12 protein-coding genes are annotated in these 14,986 nt (G+C 69.6%); 6 read left to right on the forward strand and 6 right to left on the reverse strand.

The genetic code is table 11. The annotated features are described in order from the left end of the window. Window positions 1–70: 70 nt before the first annotated feature. On the forward strand, window positions 71–820 hold the full coding sequence (locus tag ACOACQ_RS15230; RefSeq protein WP_378597344.1) for an HAD family hydrolase: 750 nt from the start codon (window positions 71–73) through the stop codon (window positions 818–820). Beyond that, on the forward strand, window positions 820–3,342 hold the full coding sequence (locus ACOACQ_RS15235) for a glycoside hydrolase family 65 protein (RefSeq protein ID WP_420288672.1): 2,523 nt from the start codon (window positions 820–822) through the stop codon (window positions 3,340–3,342). The genes ACOACQ_RS15230 and ACOACQ_RS15235 overlap by 1 nt, the downstream gene beginning before the upstream one ends. 9 nt (window positions 3,343–3,351) lie before the next feature. Here the strand turns inward: ACOACQ_RS15235 and ACOACQ_RS15240 are convergent, their stop codons facing one another. Beyond that, entirely contained in the window at window positions 3,352–3,819 is a 468-nt protein-coding gene (locus tag ACOACQ_RS15240) for a hypothetical protein (protein ID WP_420288673.1), read from the reverse strand. A gap of 88 nt (window positions 3,820–3,907) precedes the next feature. Between ACOACQ_RS15240 and ACOACQ_RS15245 the strand changes: the two genes are divergently transcribed. Beyond that, window positions 3,908–5,140 carry an MFS transporter gene (locus ACOACQ_RS15245; protein ID WP_378597341.1) on the forward strand — a complete coding sequence of 411 codons (1,233 nt, stop codon included), beginning with the start codon at window positions 3,908–3,910 and terminating at the stop codon, window positions 5,138–5,140. Here ACOACQ_RS15245 and ACOACQ_RS15250 read toward each other — a convergent pair. Together ACOACQ_RS15250 and ACOACQ_RS15255 are read right to left on the reverse strand one after the other, a co-directional pair. Beyond that, the gene (locus ACOACQ_RS15250; protein ID WP_420288674.1) at window positions 5,133–6,005 is read right to left on the reverse strand and encodes an exodeoxyribonuclease III; all 873 of its coding nucleotides are present in this window, start codon (window positions 6,003–6,005) and stop codon (window positions 5,133–5,135) included. The two genes, ACOACQ_RS15245 and ACOACQ_RS15250, sit on opposite strands and share 8 nt — an antisense overlap. Before the next feature lie 34 nt (window positions 6,006–6,039). Continuing rightward, window positions 6,040–7,005 (reverse strand): NAD-dependent epimerase/dehydratase family protein, encoded by a 966-nt coding sequence (locus ACOACQ_RS15255; RefSeq protein WP_420288675.1) that lies wholly within the window; start codon window positions 7,003–7,005, stop codon window positions 6,040–6,042. A 33-nt stretch (window positions 7,006–7,038) separates the two neighbouring features. On the opposite strand from ACOACQ_RS15255, the gene ACOACQ_RS15260 reads away from it, so the two are divergent. Next, the gene (locus tag ACOACQ_RS15260; protein ID WP_420288676.1) at window positions 7,039–7,842 is read left to right on the forward strand and encodes a glycoside hydrolase family 25 protein; all 804 of its coding nucleotides are present in this window, start codon (window positions 7,039–7,041) and stop codon (window positions 7,840–7,842) included. A gap of 135 nt (window positions 7,843–7,977) precedes the next feature. After that, complete coding sequence (trxA, locus tag ACOACQ_RS15265; RefSeq protein ID WP_378597337.1) at window positions 7,978–8,322, forward strand: thioredoxin; 345 nt, start codon at window positions 7,978–7,980, stop codon at window positions 8,320–8,322. A 119-nt stretch (window positions 8,323–8,441) separates the two neighbouring features. Here trxA and ACOACQ_RS15270 read toward each other — a convergent pair whose 3' ends face one another. Beyond that, window positions 8,442–9,233 (reverse strand): choice-of-anchor E domain-containing protein, encoded by a 792-nt coding sequence (locus ACOACQ_RS15270; protein ID WP_420288677.1) that lies wholly within the window; start codon window positions 9,231–9,233, stop codon window positions 8,442–8,444. A gap of 30 nt (window positions 9,234–9,263) precedes the next feature. Next, window positions 9,264–11,171, reverse strand: a complete 1,908-nt coding sequence (locus ACOACQ_RS15275) for a choice-of-anchor E domain-containing protein (protein ID WP_420288678.1) — start codon at window positions 11,169–11,171, stop codon at window positions 9,264–9,266. A 264-nt stretch (window positions 11,172–11,435) separates the two neighbouring features. Between ACOACQ_RS15275 and ACOACQ_RS15280 the strand changes: the two genes are divergently transcribed. Continuing rightward, the gene (locus tag ACOACQ_RS15280) at window positions 11,436–12,242 is read left to right on the forward strand and encodes an RNA polymerase sigma factor (protein ID WP_420288679.1); all 807 of its coding nucleotides are present in this window, start codon (window positions 11,436–11,438) and stop codon (window positions 12,240–12,242) included. A 110-nt stretch (window positions 12,243–12,352) separates the two neighbouring features. Here the strand turns inward: ACOACQ_RS15280 and ACOACQ_RS15285 are convergent, their stop codons facing one another. Next, window positions 12,353–14,692 (reverse strand): LPXTG cell wall anchor domain-containing protein, encoded by a 2,340-nt coding sequence (locus ACOACQ_RS15285; protein WP_420288680.1) that lies wholly within the window; start codon window positions 14,690–14,692, stop codon window positions 12,353–12,355. Window positions 14,693–14,986: the final 294 nt, after the last annotated feature.

Here is a 14,986-nt window from a genome sequence, read left to right on the forward strand (position 1 = left end):
TCCATTCCACCAGACGATTCGTGACACGCGCGAAACCGATGTGCTCGCCACTGAGGGCTAGCCTGACCGCGTGGCTGATCACACCGTGCGCTGGGACGACTGGGATGCCGTGCTCTTCGACCTCGACGGGGTGGTGACGCCGACCGCCGAGGTCCACATGCACGCGTGGGCGGCGATGTTCAGCGCGTTCCTCGTGGAGCAGTCGGCGAAGGACGGCGTCACCTACCCGCCGTACACGGAGCAGGACTACTTCGACCACATCGACGGCAAGCCGCGGTACGACGGCGTGCGGGCCTTCCTCGCCTCGCGCGGCATCACGCTTCCCGAGGGCTCTCCGTCGGACCCGCCGAGCGAGGCCACCGTGTGCGGTCTCGGCAACCGCAAGAACGATGTCTTCTCCGAGGTGCTGGCCACCGACGGGGTCGTCGCCTACCCCGGGTCGGTCGCCCTCGTCGAGGACCTGCACCGCCGCGGCAAGGCGATGGCGATCGTGTCGTCGTCGCGCAACGCACCGGCCGTGCTGGCCGCGGCCGGCCTCACCGACTACTTCGGGATCATCGTGCACGGCGGCCTGGCCGCCGAGCTGGGACTGCCGGGCAAGCCGGCGCCCGACACCTTCTCCTACGCGGCCGCGCACTTCGGCGCCACCGATGCCCGATCGGTCGTCCTCGAGGACGCCACCAGTGGCGTGGCCGCGGGACGCGCAGGCGCCTTCGGACTCGTGATCGGCGTCGACCGCGGCGCCGGACCGGACGCCCTGGTCGAGGCCGGTGCGGACCTCGTCGTCACCGATCTCGACCAGTTGCTGGAGGAGTCCTGATGAACGCTCCCGAAGGGCCCGGCCCCTCCCACAAGGCCCCACCGGTCGCCGATCCACTCGACCGGACCCGCTTCCCCATCGACGAGTGGCGACTGGTCGAGACCCGCTTCTCGGGCGCCGACCTCGGCACGACCGAGTCGCTGTTCACCGTCGGCAACGGCTACCTCGGCCTGCGCGGCAACTACTCCGAGAGCCGCGACGCCCACCTCGACGGCACCTTCATCAACGGGTTCCACGAGACCTGGCCGATCTCCCACGCCGAGGAGGCCTACGGCTTCGCCCGGATCGGGCAGACGATCGTCAACGTCCCCGATCCCAAGGTGATCAGGCTGTACGTCGACGACGAGCCGCTGCAGGTCTCCGTCGCCGACCTCATCGAGTACGAACGCGCGCTCGACTTCCGCACGGGCGTCCTGACGCGGGAGCTGGTCTGGCGCACCCCCGGCGGCAAGCGGGTGCGGGTGCGCAGCACCCGGATGGTGCCGCTCGAGCAGCGTCACCTCGCCGTCCTCACCTTCGAGGTGACCCTCCTCGACGAGCGGGCGTCGCTGGCGATCTCGTCGCAGCTGATCAACCGGCAGGACATCGAGCCCGAGGCCCCGACCGACGACGGTGACACCGGCGCCGGCTCAGACCCCCGCAAGGCCGAGTCGTTCAAGGGCCGCGTGCTGGTGCCCCGCCTGCACGACGCCGACCCGAACACCGGACGCGTCAAGCTCGGCTACCGCACGGCCCAGAGCGGCATGACGCTCGGCGTCGTCGCCGACCACACGCTGGAAACCGTCGCGCACACGTCGATGAGCGTGCACTCCGAGGACGACATGGCGAAGGTGATCTACCGCGTCGCCGCCGAGCCCGGGGTCACCGTGAAGCTCACCAAGGTCGTCTCCTTCCACACCGCCGACTCGGTGCCGCCGCGCGAGCTGATCGACCGCTGCGAGCGAACCCTCGACCGGACGCACGAGGAGGGCATCGCCCACCAGTACTCCGCCCAGGAGGCGTGGCTCGCCGACTTCTGGCAGCGCGCCGACGTCGAGGTGCCCGGCCAGCCCGCCATCCAGCAGGCGGTCCGGTGGAACCTCTTCTCGATCCTGCAGGCCTCGGCGCGCGCCGAGGGGCGCGGCATCGCGGCGAAGGGAGTGAGCGGCTCCGGGTACGGCGGCCACTACTTCTGGGACACCGAGATCTACGTGATGCCGTTCCTCACCTACACGATCCCGTGGGCCGCCCGGAACGCCTTGCGGTTCCGCCACGCCCTGCTCGACAGCGCCCGGTCCCGCGCCCGCGAGCTCTCCCAGAAGGGAGCGCTCTTCCCGTGGCGGACCATCAACGGCCACGAGGCATCGGCCTACTACGCCGCCGGCACCGCGCAGTACCACATCGACGCGGACGTCGCGTACGCCCTGAGCCAGTACGTCGGCGCCACCGGTGACCAGGAGTTCCTGGCCCACGCAGCCGTCGACATCTTCGTCGAGACCGCCCGCCTGTGGGCCGACCTGGGCTTCTGGCGCGACGAGAGCCGCCGGACGTTCCACATCCACGGCGTCACCGGGCCCGACGAGTACACGACCGTCGTGAACGACAACCTCTACACGAACGTGCTCGCGCGCTTCAACCTCCGTCGCGCGGCCCGGGCGGTGTGGGAGCTGGAGCGCGACGACCCCGAGGCGCACGCGGCGCTGGTCCGTCGTACCGGGTTGGCTCCGGAGGAGCCACAGGAATGGGCCGACTGCGCGCAGGGGATGTTCATCCCGTTCGACGAGTTCCTCGGCATCCACCCGCAGGACGGCCACTTCCTCGAGCGCGAGATGTGGGACCTCGAGAACACGCCGCTGGAGAAGCGCCCGCTGCTGCTGAGCTACCACCCGCTGGTGATCTACCGGTTCCAGGTGCTCAAGCAGGCCGACGTGGTGCTCGCGTTGTTCCTGCAGGGCGAGGAGTTCACGCCCGAGCAGAAGAAGGCAGACTTCGACTACTACGACCCCATCACCACCGGCGACTCGACACTGTCCGCCGTGATGCAGTCGATCGTCGCGGCCGAGGTCGGCTACCACGAGCTCGCGCTGCGCTACTTCGTCTCAGCCCTGTACGTCGACCTCGACGACCGCCACAACAACACCGCCGACGGCGTGCACGTCGCGTCCACCGGCGGCGTGTGGAGCGCGCTGGTGTCCGGCTTCGGCGGCTTCCGCGACATCGGGACCGCTGCCGGCGACCAGCAGTGGCAGATCGATCCGCGGCTTCCCGACGACTGGTCGTCGCTCGTCTACCGGGTGACGCTGCACGGCACCCGGGTCCGGGTCACCGTCCGTCCCGAGGAGCTCGAGCTGTTCGTCGAGGACGGCACGGACCCGGTGACCTTCTCGGTGCGCTCGGAGCTGGTCACAGTCGGCGCCGGGTCACCGGTGACCCTGTCGTTGAAGCACCAGGGACCGCGCCTGGAGGGCGAACCGCCGTACCCGGCCGGGATCCAGCGCGCCGACGGAACGGTGATCTCGGCGATCGTCCCGACGGGCGACTGAACCCTCCGGTCAGCTGGCGCCGCAGACCTCGAAGCCGTAGTCCTGGGCGATCTTGTTGGCGTCGGCGAACGGGTCGCCCTGGAGGATGGCGAGCGGGTCCGCCTCGACCTCGACAAGGCCCGACTCGATGGAGTCGAGCATCTCGTTGATCGTGGCCGCGTCCTCGGCCGGCGCCTTCAGCGCGCGCAGGTCCTCGACCTGGCCCTTGACCTCGGGGACGAGCGTGTCGTTGACCGCCGCCCGGAACTCCGCCTCGGTCGGGTTCTCCGGGTCGATGAACCGGTCGTCGGCCGCGTCGATCTTCTCGTTGCTCGCCTTGCAGATCGCGTCGCCCTGCTCGATCAGCTCGGCCTTGGTGAGCGTCTGGTCCCGGGTCTCGGACGCCTTGTCGTCGGACTTGGCGGGTTCGTCGTCACCGCCGCATCCGGAGAGGCTGACGCAACAGGCAAGGACAGTGGCGATGGCGAGCTTCTTCACGCCCGGAGTCTAGGGGGAGACCGATCTCACAGCCCGGGTCGGGCGGAACGATGTGCGTCGCGGGGACGCCCGGGCGTTCACTGGACCCGTGACCTCGACCGCCGCCCCCGAGCAGATCAGCATCGCTCGTCGCTGGGCGATGCTCGCGGTCGGCACCGGGTCGCAGGCGGCGTCGGCGGCCATGGTCGTCGCGCCGGCATTCCTGATCCCCGAGCTGCACCGTCCGGTCTCCGAGGGCGGGCACGGCATGAGCCTGGCCGAGGCCGGTCTCGTCGCGTCCGCATCGATGGCCGGGATGATGCTCACCCTCGTGCTCTGGGGCATGGTCGTCGACCGCCACGGTGAGCGGTTCGCGTTGCTCAGCGGCCTGCTCGTAGCCGCCGCCGGCGGTGCACTGGCCACCATGGCCGGCGGTCCGTGGCCGATGGCGGCCGCCCTGGCCCTGGCCGGCATCGGCGCCGCAGCCACCAACTCCGCCTCCGGCCGTGTGGTCGTGGGGTGGTTCCCGCCAGAGAGGCGCGGCTTCGCGATGGGGATCCGGCAGACCGGCCAGCCCCTCGGTGTCGGCCTCGCAGCCGGCACCGTCGCCGTCATCGCCCACGCACACGGCATCGGCCCGGCGCTGTGGGTGCCGACCGGCGCCGTCGCCCTGGGCGCCCTCCTCGTTGCGTTGGTCGTGATCGACCCGCCCCGCCCGTCGGTCGTCGCGGGCAGCCTGGCGAACCCGTATCGCACCGACTCCTTCCTCGCCCGCATCCACGGCGCCTCGGTGCTGCTGGTCGTCCCGCAGTTCCTCGTGTGGACCTTCGGCCTGACCTGGCTCGTCGAGGACCTCGACTGGTCCCCCGGCCTCGCCGGGCTCGTCATCGCCGGAACCCAGGTCGCGGGCGCCGCCGCCCGGATCGGCGCCGGCTGGGTGTCCGACGTCGTCGGCAGCCGGATGCGGCCGATGCGGTCGGTCGCACTGCTCGCTGCCGTGACGATGGCGTTGCTCGGGCTGGCGGCCGGCCAGGCGGGCCCCGACGGATCGACGTGGGTGACGGCGCTCGCCGTCGTCCTGCTCGTCGTCGCCTCCGCCATCACCGTCGCCGACAACGGCCTCGCCTTCACCGCGGTCGCCGAGCGGGCCGGCCCGTTCTGGTCCGGCCGCGCCCTGGGCATGCAGAACACCGCCCAGCACATCGCCGCCGCCGCGGTCCCTCCCGTGGCCGGCCTGTCCATCACGGTCTGGGGGTACGGCGCCACGTTCGCCCTCGCCGGCCTGCTCCCCCTGCTAGCGATCGCCGTCGTGCCGGTCGCGGCCGAGGGCGACTTCAGCTGACGTCGTAGTCGACGACGACCGGTGCGTGGTCGCTGAGCCTGGTGCCGCGGTGGTCGCGGTCGACCACCGCGCTGCGGGCCGAGCGCGCCAGTGCGGGTGTCGCGAGGTGGTAGTCGATGCGCCACCCGGCGTCCTTCTCGTACGCGCGGCCGAGCCAGCTCCACCACGAGTACGGACCGTCCACGTCAGGATGCAGGCGGCGCACCACGTCGACCAGGGTGCGCGGTGTCAGCTGGCTGTCCAGCCAGGCCCGCTCCTCGGGGAGGAAGCCCTCGACCTGGTTGCTGCGCCGCCAGTTCGCGACGTCCTGGCGGTCGTGCGCGACATTGAGGTCGCCGGTCAGGAGGAACTCCCGTCCGGCGGATGCTGCGGCACGGCGGGCGGTCGTCAGGTGCCGCGCGAACCCGGCGAGGAAGGCCATCTTCCGCTCGTACTTCGCTCCGCCGTCCGGCGCCTCCCGCATCCGCTTCGGGTCCTGCAGGTGCACCGGCAACCCACCCTTCGGAAGGTAGAGGCTGGCCACCGTGATCGGGTGGTCGGCGAGGTCCACCTCGATGTAGCGGCCCTCCAGCGCATGGGGACGCAGCGCTCGTGGCAGCGGCTGCGCGAGGTCCGGCGCCGCCCACGTGCGCACCGCCGCGGGCGGAGTCCGGGTGAGCACGGCCACCCCGTTTCGCCCGGGGATCGTCCCCGCGTCGTACGCGGCGTGGAAGTCACCGAACGCCCCGTCGGGCAACGCCTCGACGGGGCAGCGCACCTCCTGGAGAGTGATGACGTCGCAGCCGCGGGTCGCCATCCAGTCGTCGAAGCCACGGCGGTGCGCGGCCCGGATTCCGTTGATGTTGGCGGTGGCGATGCGGAGCACCGGGCGAGGCTAGTCGCCTGTTGCGCAGGCTGGGTCAGCGGTCCTTCCAGGCGGCCAGCAGCTCGGCCTCCCGCTCGGTCGTGATCCCGTCGATGCGGGCCGCCGGATCCGACTCGAGCCAGGCCCGCGTGTCGCTGGTCGTGTCCTTGACGGGACGGAGCACCAGCCCCGCGGCAACGGCCGGCGCTGCGTCGTGGGCCAGCATGCCGTCGTACTCGGGACGGGGGAGCCAGAGCGGGATGCTCTCCGGGCCGGCCCACGGCTGCACGCCCTGCTCGCTGAGGAACTCCTGGTCCACCCACACGACCGTGGCGTCGGGGAGTGCCTCGCGCAGCAGGTCCGCGAACGGGACCGCCGGCCCGATGGCGTCGAAGGTGCCGGGCGTACGACGGTCGGCGAGGTCCACCAGCCAGGCCGCGAGGTCGCGGACATCGATCACCTGGACCAGGTCGGCCGGGTCGCCGGGCCCGAGGACCTCGCCCGTCGCCACGGACCGGCGGGCCCAGTAGCTGAACCGCCCGGTCGGGTCACCGGGGCCGACGATCAGTCCGGGACGGACGACCGCCGCCGAGGACGCGGCACCCAGGACCAGCTGTTCGCAGGTGACCTTGAGGCCGCCGTACGCCTCGGGATCCGTGGCGAGGTCGACGTCATCGGCGATGGGGGTCTTCAGCGGGCCGACCCCGGGACCGGACGGGTCGGCGTCGTCGGCGTACACCGAGATCGAGGAGACGTAGACCCAGTGCGCGTCGGCGACCGCGTCGAGCGCGTGCCGCACGTGGGAGGGCTGGCGGGCGATGTCGATCACCGCGTCGAAGCCGGCGTCGGCCAGCGCGGCGGGCGCCGGTTCCGCCCGGTCCCAGCGCACCTGCGTGACGCCGGGCGGGACGCTGCCCGACTGGCCGCGGTTGGCGCACACCACCTCGTGTCCCCGTCGTACGGCGTCCGCCGCGACCGCGTAGGACAGGAACCGGGTACCACCGAGGACGAGGAGTCTCATCCCTCCATCTGAGCACGTGGTTGGCTGGGCGCCATGAATCACCGGAGTGCCGTGGCACTGGTCGTGGCCGGGCTGGTCGTGGCCGGGCTGCTGACAGGATGTGGCGACACCAGCGATCCCGCCTCGTCCTCCGGCCCGGGCGAACCGACGACCGCGACCTCCAGCACAGCCACCTCCCCCACCTCGACCCCCAGCCCGGCCGGCTCTTCGGCCACCGCCTCGGCGACCGAGTCCGAGGCGGAGGTCGGCGGCGACCTCTCGCCGCGACAGGGCATCGACGCCTCCCACCACCAGGGCCCGATCGACTGGGCGAAGGTGGCCGACCACGGGATCTCCTTCGCCTACCTCAAGGCCACCGAGGGCACCGGCTTCGTCGACCCGCGCTTCGCCGCCCACCGCAGGAGCGCGGGCAAGTACGGCATCGCGGTCGCCGGCTACCACTACTTCCAGCTCTGCACGGACGGTGCCGCCCAGGCAGCCCACTTCATCGACGTCCTCGGTGACGGTGGCGCGGAGGCCCTCGCCCCTGCCGTGGACCTCGAGCTCGTCGGGAGCTGCACGAACCCGCCCGCGCGCGCCACCCTGCTCGCCGAGGTGCGCGAGTTCCTCGCTGCCGTCGACAAGGAGTACGACACCAGGACGGTGGTCTACCTGTACCCCGACTTCGAGAAGCGCTTCGGCTTCGCCGCCGACCTCGCCGACCACCCGCAGTGGGTCCGCCGGATCGGGGACCGGGCACCGCGGCGCCCCTGGGACATCTGGCAGTACGACGACCACGGCTCCGTCCCCGGCGTCTCCGGCCCCGCCGACCTGAACCTGATGCAGCCGTCGGCCTGAGTCCCGACCGATCCACCACTCGCCGCCTCGCCGCCGCTCGGTGGGCGTGATCCGGTGTCCCCAGTGGTCGAGCGGTGGATCCGGCGGTCCCCTCAGTATCCGGAACACTCTGACCACGTGACGCGTTGACGAGACATGTCCACCATCGACCTGACGTCCGGCAACTTCGAGCAGACCGTGCTCGACAACGAGATCGTCTTCGTTGACTTCTGGGCGTCGTGGTGCGGCCCGTGTCGCAACTTCGCGCCCATCTACGAGTCCGCGGCGGAGCAGCACGGCGACCTGGTCTTCGGGTCGGTCAACACCGAGGAGGAGCAGCAGCTCGCCTCGGCGGCCCGGGTGTCGTCGATCCCCACGCTGATGGCGTTCAAGAAGGGGACGCTGGTCTTCTCCCAGGCCGGCGCCCTCCCCGCACCCGCACTCGAGCAGGTCATCGCCGCGGTGCGCGCGGTCGAGGTCCCCACGGAGACGAACGACTGAAATGTCGTTCGCCCCGCCGCAAGAGCTCCTGCGGCGGGGCGAACACCCGGGTAACCGGGTTCGTCAGATGCCCCTCACTGCTCCCAGACCTTCGTCCGGAGAGGACCACCCGACCATGGTCAGGCGGAGTGGGGACGCCTCACCATGACCAATGCGGCACCGGCGAGTACCAAGCCGGCACCGACAGGAACGAGCCATCCGTCAGGACCACCCGTGTTGGGGAGGTCACCGTCGTTGTCGACGATCCCACCGACGTCCCCTTCGTCATAGGTGTAGGTCACGTTGACCTCACCTGCTCCCGAGGCCAGGAACACCAGCGTCCACTCGGACGGCTGGGCCAGGTCGGACGCGGAGGAGGCCGTGTAGTCGAAGCCCACCGTGCCCGTCCCCGTGTACGGCGCCAGCGCGGCCTCGTCGGTGATGGTGGTCGAGAACGTGTCGCTGTCCGACCCTGCCGTCAGGCTGCTGTTCGCACCTGCCGGTGGAGTGTTCGGATCAGCGCCCGCCTCCAGCCATGCCGAGCACCCGTCGCTTCCCTCGTTGGGCGGAAGCTCGACCGCGGGCACCGCCATGGCACCCGAGGTCTGGGCGATGACATCACCGGCGAACGTCAGGGGCGCTGCGCCCGAGACGTTGCCGCTGTTGACCGACGCCGCTGCCTCGCTGAGGTTGGTGACGCAGACCGCGAAGTCCATCGTCACCTCGGCCTCGATCTTCACGGAGGTCAACTCGCCGAGGGCGGGATCGAACTGCTCGATCTGTCCCGTCCCCGACGCGTCGAGGTCTCCCAGGTCGAAGGTCACGGTCTGGGTTTCGCCGGTGACTGCTGATGCCGGCGCCACCCCCATGGTCAAGACCGTGACCGATGCTGCTGCCGTGGCCGCCGCGATCCGCAGTGTCCGCTTGGTCATCAATGCTCCTCGCATGATCATCGCCTCCCTCTACTCGCCCGCAGGCGCGTCGCCTGCAGCCGGCTCGGGGGTGGGCTCGGGCTCGGGCGCCGGGGCGGGTTCAGGCGGCGGTGGCGGCGTCTCCTCCACCTGTGGCTCGGGCTCGGGTGCGGGTTCCGGCTCGGGCTCCGGGTCGACATCCCCTTCGCCCTCGTCCTTCTTCGGCGCGGGGACCGGGTCGACCTTGGCCGCCGGCTGTTCCTTGGACTTCTTCTGGTCCTCACCCGGGGTCTTCGCGGTGAGGCCAGCGGGGCCCTCGGCTTCGTCCGGCTCCACGCACAGGTGGCTGAGGCCGTACCACTTGCCGCTGTTCGGGTTGAGGATCGCGTGCAGCCCCGTCCCGCTCGTGGCACCGTCGGGTGCGTAGGAGTAGAACTGCGGGTCGTTGTCGACCGGACCACCCTTCACCGTGATCGCAAGGATCGGCACCGTCGACGTCCAGTCGAAGACCTGTCCTGCATCGGTGTTGTAGATGTCGGTGATCGTGAAGACTCCATGGTCGCCCTCGGTCACCGGGTCGATCTTGAATCCTTCGTCCTGCACACACTGGTTGGAGGCGGGGTCGCAACCTTCCATGGTCGGGTCGTCCTCGCACGTGGGCTCGTCACAGCCCTCCATGGTCGGGTCGTCCTCGCAGGTCGGCTCGGAGTCGCCCGCGCACACCGTGAGGTGGCTCAGCCCGTAGTACTTGCCGCTGTTCGGGTTGTCCGGAGCGTGCAGGCCTTCGCCCGACAGCGCGCCTTGCGGCTGGTAGTCGTAGAACTGCTGCGGAATCGCCTGGGGGCCACCCTTGACGCTGATCCAGAAGATCGGGACGTCGGAGGTCCAGTCGAAGGTCTCGCCGAGCTCCTCGCTCTCGTGCTTGACGATCGTGAAGGTTCCGCCGCCCGGCAACGCGTGGTCGCCGGCGCTGACCGGATCGATCTTGAAGGCGTCAGCCTCGAGGCAGTCCGGAGGCGAGCAACCCTCCATCTCCGGGTCGGTCTCGCAGTTCGGCACCGGTTCGGAGCACACCAGGATGTAGTTCACCGAGTGCCACGTGTCCTGGCTGATCTGGAGCGGCGCGTGCAACCCCTCGTCACCCATGGAACCGCCCGGGTACAGGTACGGCTCGAAGCCCGGACCACCCTTGACCTGGATCTCGAACACGTTGACCGTCGAGGTCCAGTTGAAGATCTCGCCGATCGGGTTGGACTCCGCCAGGAGCGTCATCGAGAACGTGCCGCCACCGTCGAGGTCGAAGACCTGCTCGGTCTCGTTCTTGACGGGCGCGATCTTCGTGACGCTGACGCCTTCGGTGCTGCAGTCCGGTTCGGCCGGCGAACAGACCTCGTTCTCCGGGTCGACGACACAGGTGTCCTCGTAGGTGTAGTCGATCTTGACGGTCGCCTCACCCTCCGCGACACCGGTCGTCTTGTACGGCGCCGGCCCGTCGATGTGGACGTTGATCTCACTGTCCACCGTGTAGTCGAGGTCGTCGTCCCCGACGAAGCCTTCGAGCACGACGGGATCGGTGATCGTGACCTCGATCGAATCACCGGTGCCCAGCAGTGTGATCGGCTGGGTCTCGCCGGGCGCGAGGTTCCACGTCTCGCTGTCGGCTCCGGCCGCGTCGAGATTCTCGACGCCGACGCCGTTGACGACGATCGACGCATCGAAGTCCCCGTTCAGCGTCTTGTCCTGGGAGTCGCTCAGGTTCGTGACCGCACCCTCGAGCTCGCCGTCGACGGTCGCGACGACCTTGACCTTGGTCAGCGTCAGCAGACCGTCCTCGTCATTGAACTTGTCGACGAGGATGTGCTGGGTGTTCGGGAATGACTCGATCGCTACCGAGCCCTCTTCAGTGATGGTGATGTCTGCGGCATGCGCCGGAGCGGCAGCGATGAACGGAATACCCATCGCAGCGGTTCCGACCAGAAAAGCGACCCCAATTCGCCTTCGAGCCGTACCGATTGACCTCATAGGGAGGCTCTCCTGTACTCGAGGTTCGCCGCCCAGACGGGAGCATCGCGGGCGACCGGGACAAAGTCCCTACGCCTCCATGACGAAGTCCGGCGACACGTATGACGCGTGATCTGTAAAAACATTGGTAAAGACTTCGCCGATCCGGCCGCGAAGTTCTCCATTCCCCGGCGGAACCCACGGGGCCGTGATTACCGTCGAATGATCCGAATCCCCGTCGAGGTGGCCATCGTGATCACGACACCGGAACCGTCCGCGGACGACACCGCTCTCCTGACTCGCGCGCGCACCGGCGACGGCTCTGCGATCGGTGAGCTGTACGCGATCCACCGGCCCGCTGCCCACCGGCTGGCCGTCCTGCTGGTCGGCTTCGACGAGGCGGACGACCTCCTGGCCGACGCCTTCGCCCGGGTCGTCGCGCGGTTCACCTCCGGCGCGGGACCGACCACCAACTTCCACGGCTACCTGTTCACCACGATGCGCAACCGGCACCGCGACTTGCAGCGACGCGGCGGACACGAGGAACCCGCATCGGACCACCCGTGGTTGCTCGAGGCGGCCGTGGCCCCGAGCGAGGACACGTCCGAGGACTTCGACACCGACCTCGCCGCCGCGGCACTGGCCAGCCTGCCGCCCGCCTGGCAGCAGGTGATCCACCTGCTCGAGGTCGAAGAGCGGACCGTCGCCGAGGCGGCCGCCCTGCTCGGCCTGCGACCGGCAGCGCTGTCGTCACTGGCGTATCGCGGACGCGAGGGTCTCCGGGCGGCGTACCTCGACCAGCTGATCAAGCTCGCCCCGGCCCGCACCAGCGAGTGCGACTGGGTCCGCCAGCGAATGAGCCGGTACGTCCGCGGCACCCTGTGCGGTTCCTCCGTCGCCCGTTCCGACAGTCATCTGCTCCTGTGTACGACGTGCGCCCCGCTGCTGGGCCACCTGCGCCAGGTCAACGGCAAGTTCCGCTTCCTGCGCCTGCGCAGCACCAGCGCGGACCGGCAGCTGGCCGGCTGACCCGGAAACCAGCACCGACTCCCCCGACCAACCAGCCAGCAAGACGGCGATCGCCCCGCCGCAGCTGTGCTGCGGCGGGGCGATCATCCGGTCAGACCGTCTGGTTCACCTCAGACGGTCTCGCGGCGACGTGCGAGCACCAGGGCGGCACCTGCCAGCACCAGCCCGGAGCCGAGCGGCACCAGCCAGCCGGCGGGACCGCCGGTGTCCGGCAGCTCGACGATGCCACCGACCGTCGGCGGCTCCTCGACGATGCCCGCCACCGCGCCGCAGAGCGTCGCAGCGTCGAACGCGCTCAGGTCCACACCTTCCGGCAGCTCCTGGAGGATCGTCACCTCCGAGGCACCCTGTGCGTAGGTGTACGGGAAGGTTCCGAGGAAGCCGTTCAGGAGCGCTTCGGCCTGGTCGACAATCGCGAGGACACCCTTCGGGATCAACGAGAGCGCGACGCGAGGTGCGACGTCATCCACCTGTGCGGTCGGGTAGACACAGGCCACGTAGATCGGGCACGCCTCTCCGCTGTCGGTGACCTCGTAGACGATCACGAGCGTGTCCTGCTCGTCGAACGCGTTGCCCTCGGTGGCAGTGATCGTGATCTTGGTCGGGTTCACCTCGGGCTCGGCCACCACCGTGTACTCGTCGGTGCTCTCCGGCACCGTCGTGTAGTAGGCGTTGTCCGGACCACAGTCATCGGTGACGTCCGGCTCCTCGGGGGCGACGACGACGCAGAGGTCGCCGGAGTCCTCGACGGTGTAGACGACCGGTGCGTCGGGGGTGAAGACGAAGCCCTCATTGGCCGTGATCGTGATCGTCGTCGGCTTCTCCGCCGGCTCGGCCACCACCGTGTACTCCTCGGTGCTCTCCGGCACCGTCGTGAAGTACGCGTTGTCCGGACCACAGTCATCGGTCACTGCCGGCTCGTCCGGAGCCGTCGCAGGACACGGGGTGTTGGAGTCCTCGACCGTGTAGATGACCGGTGCGTCGGGCTCGAACACGAAACCGTCGTTGGCCGTGATCGTGATCGTCGTCGGCTTCTCCGCCGGCTCGGCCACCACCGTGTACTCCTCGGTGCTCTCCGGCACGTTGGTGTAGTACGCGTTGTTCGGACCACAGTCATCGATGACGTCCGGCTCGGCAGGTGCGGCACCGATGCACGGCTCGTCCGAGTCGACCGCCGTGTAGACGACCGGCTCGTCGGGGGTGAACACGAAGCCAGGGTTGGCCGTGATCGTGATCGTCGTCGGCTTCTCCGCCGGCTCGGCCACCACCGTGTACTCCTCGGTGCTCTCCGGCACCGTCGTGAAGTACGCGTTGTCCGGACCACAGTCATCGGTCACTGCCGGCTCGTCCGGAGCCGTCGCAGGACACGGGGTGTTGGAGTCCTCGACCGTGTAGATGACCGGTGCGTCGGGCTCGAACACGAAACCGTCGTTGGCCGTGATCGTGATCGTCGTCGGCTTCTCCGCCGGCTCGGCCACCACCGTGTACTCCTCGGTGCTCTCCGGCACGTTGGTGTAGTACGCGTTGTTCGGACCACAGTCATCGATGACGTCCGGCTCGGCAGGAGCCGTCGCAGGACACGGCGCGTTCGAGTCCACGGGCGCCGGGTAGCTGTGGGTGGGCAGGTCGCCCTCGAAGACGTAGCCCTCGTTGGCGGTCAGCAGGATGCTGCCGTCCGGGTTGATCGTGACGGAGTAGTTGCCGGCCGGCACCGGGTTGTAGGCGGCGTTGCCCGGACCACACGGGTCGTTGACCGTCAGGTCAGGCGCAACCACCAGGCCCGGCGGAACGTACGGCGGGCACTCGGCATCGATGTCGAGCTCGTTGGAGTTCTCGCCGTCCAGCGGGTGCCGGATCGCGATCGAGGCGATCTGTGCGTCGTTGAAGAAGAAGGGGAAGGAGACGGGGTCGGGGAAGTCGTTCGGCGTGTCACGGATGATGACCGTCTGGGCCTTCTCGCCGATCTCCGGCGTCGCGGAGTACTTGCAGATGACCACCTTCTTGGTGTTGATGTCTGCAAGGGCCACCACCTTCGCCACGAGGCGGGCGCCGGTGTCGGCGGCCTTGCCCGCGGGGACCGCGTCCTCGGGGATCTCGATCGGCGTCGCCTCGGCCTCCTCGGTGGCCTCCTCGCTCGCCTCCTCGCTCGCCTCGTCGCCGGACTCGTCGTCGGACTTGTCGTCCTTCGGCTCCGGCTTGGGCTCGGGCTTCGGGTCGTCCTTGGGCTCCGGCTTGGGCTCGGGCTTGGGCTCGGCCTCCGGCGCCGGCTCGGCCGGCGGCGTCTCGGTCTCGGTGACGGCAGGCGGGTCGCCGCCGTCATCGGGCGTCACGTCGTCAGCGAAGCTGGGCGAGACCATCGCGGTGATGGCCAGGAGCGCGGTCGGTACGACCAGCGCGAGCCGTCCTCCGCGAGGAAGTGGGCGGCGCAGGCGCCGCGAAGAGCTTGTCATCTCGATATGTCCCCATGTCCTTGTCGGCGCGGGAGCCCCGCGACCGTCTACTACTCACAACAGGACGGCCCGATACCGAAAAGGGAGCGCCCGGACCCGTCCGCGCAGCGTTGCGTGGACACGGTCGAACACTCCCTCTTGCTGACCACAACCCCACTCGTGGCTCAGCTCCCACCGACGACGGTAGGCGCGTCACTAGCGCCAGAGACGTGAAATTCGGCGGATTTTGCCCAAAACCATCGGAAACGATAGTCCCGCGGGGCCCGAAACCAGCGAAACCGGCAAACCGGTCAC

Source organism: Nocardioides sp. CPCC 206347 (genome assembly GCF_048654605.1).
GTDB lineage: Bacteria > Actinomycetota > Actinomycetes > Propionibacteriales > Nocardioidaceae > Nocardioides.